The sequence below is a fragment of the Luteibacter sp. P4_E6 genome (genome assembly GCF_056401535.1).
Genome location: NZ_JBFUJE010000185.1, coordinates 1 through 7,385, shown reverse-complemented (window position 1 = coordinate 7,385; position 7,385 = coordinate 1). Strand labels below are relative to the sequence as shown.

At 63.8% G+C, this 7,385-nt stretch carries 7 protein-coding genes; 1 reads left to right on the top strand and 6 read right to left on the bottom strand.

The window, feature by feature from the left end; all coding sequences use genetic code 11:
• From AC1DT2_RS12400 to AC1DT2_RS12375, 6 genes are all read right to left on the bottom strand, one after another.
• Nucleotides 1-717 (bottom strand): hypothetical protein (locus tag AC1DT2_RS12400; protein ID WP_477296553.1); only part of this gene is annotated, 717 nt, incomplete at its 3' end.
• A 142-nt stretch (nucleotides 718-859) separates the two neighbouring features.
• The gene (locus AC1DT2_RS12395) at nucleotides 860-2,284 is read right to left on the bottom strand and encodes a coiled-coil domain-containing protein (RefSeq protein WP_477296551.1); all 1,425 of its coding nucleotides are present in this window, start codon (nucleotides 2,282-2,284) and stop codon (nucleotides 860-862) included.
• 2 nt (nucleotides 2,285-2,286) lie between these two features.
• The gene (locus tag AC1DT2_RS12390; protein WP_477296549.1) at nucleotides 2,287-2,874 is read right to left on the bottom strand and encodes a hypothetical protein; all 588 of its coding nucleotides are present in this window, start codon (nucleotides 2,872-2,874) and stop codon (nucleotides 2,287-2,289) included.
• Nucleotides 2,871-3,554: a C39 family peptidase gene (locus tag AC1DT2_RS12385; RefSeq protein WP_063571753.1), complete on the bottom strand. Its 684-nt coding sequence runs from the start codon at nucleotides 3,552-3,554 to the stop codon at nucleotides 2,871-2,873. The genes AC1DT2_RS12390 and AC1DT2_RS12385 overlap by 4 nt, the downstream gene beginning before the upstream one ends.
• Nucleotides 3,551-3,916: a hypothetical protein gene (locus AC1DT2_RS12380; protein ID WP_477296547.1), complete on the bottom strand. Its 366-nt coding sequence runs from the start codon at nucleotides 3,914-3,916 to the stop codon at nucleotides 3,551-3,553. The genes AC1DT2_RS12385 and AC1DT2_RS12380 overlap by 4 nt, the downstream gene beginning before the upstream one ends.
• Before the next feature lie 93 nt (nucleotides 3,917-4,009).
• Nucleotides 4,010-4,960 (bottom strand): hypothetical protein, encoded by a 951-nt coding sequence (locus AC1DT2_RS12375; RefSeq protein WP_477296545.1) that lies wholly within the window; start codon nucleotides 4,958-4,960, stop codon nucleotides 4,010-4,012.
• A gap of 278 nt (nucleotides 4,961-5,238) precedes the next feature.
• On the opposite strand from AC1DT2_RS12375, the gene AC1DT2_RS12370 reads away from it, so the two are divergent.
• On the top strand, nucleotides 5,239-7,275 hold the full coding sequence (locus tag AC1DT2_RS12370; RefSeq protein WP_477296555.1) for an oxidoreductase: 2,037 nt from the start codon (nucleotides 5,239-5,241) through the stop codon (nucleotides 7,273-7,275).
• The last annotated feature ends 110 nt before the right edge of the window (nucleotides 7,276-7,385 follow it).

Below are 7,385 nucleotides of genomic sequence, written 5' to 3'. Positions count from 1 at the left end.
ATACTCGACACCGAGGGCAGCATCGAAAATGTGGCCGTTGAGTTCACCGCCGTTCTTCTTCACACCCGAGGCGTTGAAGTACATGCGCCACTGCTCGTTGAACGCATGGCGCCAGCCGATCTGCAGGTTCGGCGCCCAGGCGCTTTCGTTGGCGGTCGCGCCCGACGCGGCGGTCTCGTCGTTGATCGTCGCACTGCCATAAACGCTGGCGTGCACCTTGTAATACGCCGCACCCAGGCCGAGGCCGAAGACGTCGTCACCGGTGCCGAACCACCACTTGTAGGCGGCGCTGCCGAAGGTGAACTTCAGGTTGCCCCTCGCTTCCGCCGCAGCATCGATGGGCTGGCCGAGGAATTCGACGTTCTCTTCGAGGGTCTTCGAATGCGAGCGATTCACTTCGTAGTAGTCGAAGCTGAAGCCCTGGTGCTCACCAATCAGGAAGTCTAGACGTACGCGCGGTACGGTCTTGTGCTTCTTGAAGTCGAGATCTTTCTCGAGATTCACGTTACCGCTGGTGTTTAGGTAGCTCGTCTTCCCGCCGATGTTGGTGTCGTTGTTCGTGTAGTAACCGCCGACCCACAGGCTGATGTTGTCGAGCGCTGGCGACTGGGATTTCTTGTTGCTGTCCTGCGCATGCGCAGTGGCACCGAAGACAGCGAGTGTGGCGATGGCGAGGCCCGCGGTGGCCTTGCCGAAACGATGATGACGGTTGCGCATGTGTCTGAAACTCCCTGCCAAGGTCTTTGTTTTTGATCGAACCCCCATCGAAATATTAACGAGCAAGGATGTGTGCACCGCGTGCACGCGAATTCGCGCGTGTTTGAAACGCGTTCAGAAGAGTGAATGAATTGTGTGTACTTCAGAGCGTGATCGGTACGCGCACCGTGATGGTTGTATCTGGCGTATCGCGAGTGACACCAACGCCCAGCGTCACGTTCAAGGTCTCTTTTTCATTGAAGCGATACGAACCGCCGATCAACAGCGAACCCAGGGTCACACGCGCCGATCCCGGCAACGGATCGCCGTTCTGCTGCGTGCGACCGACAAATGCCTGGTCGTAACCGATGCTGATGGATGCCTTTTCGTTGAGCGAAAGGCCCATGCCCAGGCTGATATCGGCAATGTCGCCCGCCTTGATGTCCCCGAGAAACTGCTTGCCGGCGAGCAATACGTTACGACTTACGTTCTTGCGTTCGAAGTTGTGCAGATAGCTGAGATTGCCGAAGAACACGACCGGATCGGAGGGATACAACCAGGTCACGCCTGCCTGCGCCGAATAGAAACCCGTGCCCGTGGGGCTTTGCAGGGGCAAGCCGGTGCCGGTGAAGTTCTCCACGCAACGGGTCACGCAATCACTGGTGACCTCGAACGGATCGCGACCGGTGCGCGATTTTGCGCGGAACCAGCCAACGTAGTACGGCTTGTCCGCGCCACCATCGTTGAGCTGATAGCGCAACGTGGCTTCGACATCGCCGATACCCTTGCCACTGGTGGTGAACAGGTTGTCCTGGGCGGTGCCGGTGAATATCTCGCGACTGATCGTATCGGTGTGGGTATCGACATACGGCACGCGCACTTCGAGTTCCATGCGATTGGTCAGGCCGTAACGGAACGCCAGGGCACCGGTCTGCGTCGTCGTCTTCACCTGGCGTACGTCGACCAGGCCGATCAGGATGGCCGGAATGACCGTGTAGCCGACGAGCGCCACGCGGTCGCTCGACGAATAGCCGTACTGATACGAGGGTTCGATGATGAGCTTGCCCTTGGGCGTAAGCACGCCGGGCTGGTCGAAGATCGGCGCGACTTCCGGCGGGCGGTCGTCTTCCGCGGGTCGCCTGCCGACCGGCCTCGTCGCGACCACGGGCTGCGAGGCCTGTGCAGGCGGCGCTCCCGGAACAGGTGCACCCGGCTGCTGGTCCTGCKGGGCTTGCTGGTCCTGCGGCGCCGACTGCGTGCCCGCGACGGCGGCCGAGCCACCACGCGCCTCCTCCAGCGCATTCATGCCGATGGCCTTGCGCAGGTCGTTGTACTGTACTTCCTGCGATGCGAGCTCGCGCTTCATCTGCTCGAGTTCGGCGAGTTGTTCCGCCATCTTGCTGCGCATCGCATCGATGCGTCGCCCCTGCGCCTCGATCTTCTCGCGCAGTGCCGGATCGACCGTGCTGCTACTGCTGCTCGCGCTGGCCTCCTGCGCCAGGCACGCTCCGATCCACATCGGAAGCGTCGCCAACGCAAGAGCACCCGCACATGTTTTTGCCTGCATCACCCTGCCGTTGCGATACATGCTTAATTCCCCCGGAACTGGACCACCGCGTCGTTGACTGCTTCCGAAATCCGCATGTTCTGAAGCATGCGTGCCGAGTTCACCGACGCGTCGATCGTGGTGGTGGCCGTGATGGCCTGGTTGTCTAGCGTGTTCTGGATGATCAGGCCGGGCGTGACGGAAGCGGGCAGATTGATCGACGCCGATGCCGCCGCCGGCGCCTGCACGCTCATGGCCGGCACCGACGCCGCGGACTGCGCCGTAGCGCTGGCCTGTGCCGCGTTACTGGTCTGCGGAGTGCTCACCGCGCTGCTGCCCACATTGATCACGGTGGTCTGCAAGGCACTTTGCAACTGCGCTGCCTGCTGGGCCGTGATGTTGGCAATGTTGGGTACCGAGACCGTGGTCTGCATCGCCTCCATGCCGTTGATGAGCACCGTGCGCTGCAGCGCGAAGGAGGCAACGAGGTTGTCGCCGAAGTCGAAGCCGCCACGGATCGTGTCCAGGGTGGCGTCCGGTACCGCGTGGTTGATCKGAAAGTCGGCCGCCTGCGTGGCGGCACAGGCGCCGCTGGCGAATACGACGGCGAAAAGGATGGGGCGGGTTTTCATATGTCCCCCGGTCCGCGCTTGGGCATGACGATGGGGCTGAGGCCGTTACGCTCGATGCCCTCGAACATGGGTGATGCAGGAGCGACCGCCCAGTCGCGCGGACTGTTGAAAATGGCGCGGTCTCGTTCGTTATGGATGACGAAGACGACGTGGTTATTCCACATCGCATCGAAGCGGCGCTTCGACATCGAACGGGTGCCGCGTGCGGGGTCGCCGACCAGCACACGGTCATTCTTGTAGCCCTTGATCACCACGAAATGGTGGTAGCCGCGCTCGTTGATCAGCACGATGGCAGGGATACCTTCAACATCGAGCTTTTCCAGCGGGACGTCGAAGCCGTCGGCGTCGAAACCGCGCGAAGCGAGGAACCGCTTGATGTCCAGCAAGGAGAAGCCCTCTTTGCCGATCTTGGCGCGGTCGCCGTTGTTGTACATGACGTCGAAAGCGGACTGCTCGTCGATGGGATAGCCGTACTGGTAGGTGAGCAGCGTGGCCACCGCGGCGGAGCCACAGCTGAAGTCGTACTTCTGCCGGATCGTGTTGCGGAAACGCGCTTCCTTAAGGCTCGTCAGGTGCAGCGGGTACGACGTACCCGGACTGGTCTGCACCTCTGCCCCCATCGCGACCGCCGGTGTGGCGGCAAGCGCGAAAAGCAGGGCGACGGTGCAGGCCGTCCTCACTGGTTCATCCTGATGTTGAGGATCGTGGAGTTCTGGATGAGCACGTTGTTGCCGGAGTTCTGGATCACCGTCGGCAAGCCCGCGGAGCCCGTCAATGAACCACCGGAAACAATGTTGCCCGCGCTGAAATTGTCCTTCGCCTCCGTGTCGGTCATCGTGCCGTTGAGGGCCTGGTTGTTGACGTTGTTGGTGGTGTTGGTACCGCCGCTCATGTCCTTCAGTTGATCGACCGGGGTGGCCGCGCCGAAAGACGGTGGAGGCTCCTCTCCGGGGGGCGGTGTGGCGTATGCGGCCATGCTCGCGCAGGCAGCGAAGATCGCAGCCAGTGCAACGGGCACGCGGTGAATCGGGTGGTTCGGCATGGGTGTTCTCCAGCAAGGACGTTCGTTCCTTTTGGATGTCCACGGAGCGCGCGAGGCGCTCCGTGGTTCCCGTCGCTTTCGTTCTTGCTTGCCTTACGGAGCGCTGCCTACGCTGAGGTTGGCCTGGACGTTCACACCCTGCTGAATCAACGACGCCGCGCCACTGTTCTGCGCGAAGTTGCTGATGCCGGCTGCGCCCGCACCTGCACCACTCAAGCTGTTCGACATGTTGAAGTCACCGGCGTTGACGTTGTTCGAGCCGCCGTTGCCGCCGGTACCGCCGCTTGCGCCATTGCCGTTGCCGCCCGTGCCGCTACCGCCGGCCGCACCCGCTCCGCCTGCGCCGCCCGATGCAAGGGCTTCGCCGCCCGCTCCGCCGGTAGCTGCGCCGCCAGTCGCCGTCGCGGTCGCATCACCAGACGTGCCGGCACCGCCCGTGCTGGCGCTTCCGCCACCCGTGCTAGCCGTTGAGCCACCCGTTGGAGCGCCGCCACCGGCACCACGCGACCGTGCATTGCCGCCGTCGCCGGAGGCGTCGCCGCCGTTGCCGTGCGCGCTGCCACCGGCCGATGCGCTCATGGACCCGGCGCTGCCGTTGTCGGACGAGCCGTCGCCACCGACAGCGCCACGAGCACGCGCGTTGCCACCATCACCACCGGATCCGCCTTTGCCGCCATACCCTTTGGCGCCGTAGCCGTCACCGCCCGAACCGCCTTTGCCGCCATTGGCGTTGCCCCAGTTCGAGGCGACATTGCCGTTACCGGATGTCGTGACACCGCTGACCGTTCCGTTCAATACGCCATTGGCGATGGCATTGGTGGTGTTGAACGATCCGGACGTGGTGTTGGTGTTCGAGTGGGTCGAGCTATCGGCCCACGAGTGGGTCGAGCTGTCCGAGTATGTCGAGCTGTCTGAGTACTGCACGGCAATCGATTTACGTTGGGCCGATGCGCCTGACGATCCCGTCTGGGTATCGTCGGCCATGGCCGGCAGTGCGAATCCGATAGCGAGGCAGATCGCCGTGGCGATAAGAGTCTTACGCATGGGAGAGTCTCCTGTGAGCGACGCGAAACCCCTGTTTCTGCGGGAAAGCCGGACGCCCTGCCAACGTTCCGGGTCACAAGAGAGAGCAAGTTGCGTGCCCGGTGTCGCGCCTGCCGAGAGACCCCCGTCCCATGCGGATTTCCCCGATTTCGCAAACTGAACGGCCCCCTTCTTTTGTAAACGCCGTGATACACGCCGTAACGCCACTGGTCCGGAGCCCTATTGGTGCTGTCGCCCTTGCCCCGGACGGCGGTTACGTGGATCATTCGAACGATCGTTTGAACCCGGATCCCGCCGTGTCCTATCCGCACCTCCTCGCCCCGCTCGACCTCGGATTCACCACGCTGCGCAACCGCGTGCTCATGGGATCCATGCACACGGGCCTGGAGGACAAGGCCGGGGACTACGACAAGCTCGCCGCCTTCTTCGCCGAGCGCGCCCGCGGCGGTGTCGGCCTCATCGTCACCGGCGGCATCGCGCCGAACATCCAGGGCTGGCTGAAACCGATGTCGGGAACGATGTCGATGCCCTGGCACGTGGGCCGGCATCGCAAGGTCACGCGCGCCGTGCACGCCGAGGGCGGCAAGATCTGCATGCAGATCCTTCATGCAGGGCGCTATGCCTATCAGCCGTTCTCGGTGGCGCCGTCGAAGATCAAGTCGCCGATCACCCCGTTCACGCCACGCGCGCTTTCTTCCGGCGGCGTGGAGCGCAGCATCGACGCCTTCGTGCGCAGCGCGAAGCTCGCGCGCGACGCGGGCTACGACGGCGTCGAGGTGATGGGTTCGGAAGGCTACCTGATCAACCAGTTCCTCACCGCCCGGACTAATAAGCGCACGGACCGCTGGGGCGGCTCGGCCGAGAACCGCATGCGCTTCCCGATCGAGATCGTGCGTCGCACGCGCGAAGCCGTAGGCAAGGACTTCATCATCATCTATCGCCTGTCCATGCTGGACCTGGTGGACGATGCCCAGCCATGGGGCGACATCGTCACGTTGGGCAAGGCCATCGAGGCAGCCGGCGCGACGATCATCAACACCGGTATCGGCTGGCATGAGGCGCGCATCCCGACCATCGTCACCAGCGTGCCGCGCGGCGCCTTCAGCTGGGTGACACGGCGCATGAAGGGCGAAGTCGGCATCCCGCTCGTCACCACGAACCGCATCAACATGCCCGACGTGGCCGAACAGATCCTTGCCCATGGCGATGCCGACATGGTCTCCATGGCGCGCCCGTTGCTCGCGGATCCGGAGTGGGTCAACAAGGCGAAGGCAAGCCGGCCGGCGGCGATCAACACCTGCATCGCCTGCAACCAGGCCTGCCTCGACCACGTCTTCGAGAACCGTCGCGCATCGTGCCTGGTGAATCCGCGCGCCTGCCACGAAACCGAACTCACCATCACCCCAGCCCTCGCTAAAAAGCGCGTCGCCGTCGTGGGCGCCGGCCCCGCCGGACTCGCCGCCGCCACGACACTCGCCGAGCGTGGTCATGCCGTCGTGTTGTTCGACCGCGCCGCCGAAATCGGTGGCCAGTTCAACATGGCCAAGCGCATTCCGGGCAAGGAAGAATTCAGCGAGACCTTACGCTACTTCAGGCATCGCCTCGACGAGACCGGCGTGGAGTGCCGCCTCGGCACCGATGCCACCGTCGAAGTGCTCGCCGGCAATGGTTTCGACACCGTGATCCTTGCGACCGGCGTGCTTCCACGCCCGCTCGATCTCCCAGGTGCGGACCATGCAAAGGTGCTGTCCTATCTGGACGTTCTCCATGGCAACGCCGCGGTCGGCCACAAGGTCGCGATCATCGGTGCCGGCGGCATCGGTTTCGACGTGGCCGAATTCCTCAGTGAAGCGGCGCCCTCCCCCAGCACCGACATCGCGCGCTGGACAAAGGAATGGGGCGTCGACATGACCATGGCGACGCCGGGTGGCCTCATGCCCGCACGACCGGAAAAATCGGAACGGCAGATCTGGCTGCTTCAGCGCACGGCGGGACGCCCTGGCGCAAGGTTGAACAAGACCTCGGGCTGGGTCCATCGTGCGACGCTGAAGAACAAGAAGGTAGCGATGGTGGGCGGCGTGGCGTACGACCGCATCGACGACGCCGGCCTGCATGTCACCATTGACGGCGAGGCACAGGTGCTCGAGGTGGACAACGTCATCGTCTGCGCAGGACAGGAGCCGAACCGGCAGTTGCACGAAGCACTCGTGGCGCGCGGCGTGGATGTCAGGCTGGTAGGTGGTGCCGACGTCGCGGCGGAGCTGGATGCGAAGCGCGCGATCGATAAGGCGACGCGCCTGGCCGCCGCCTTGTAACGCGTTCGCTTGGAGGGGTGAGGCGCAGAGCCTTCGGTGCCCACCCTCGCTGCTCAGACACGTCCTCCGCGTTTCGTACCGGAAAGGCCGCTGCGCGGCCGTGTACTTAT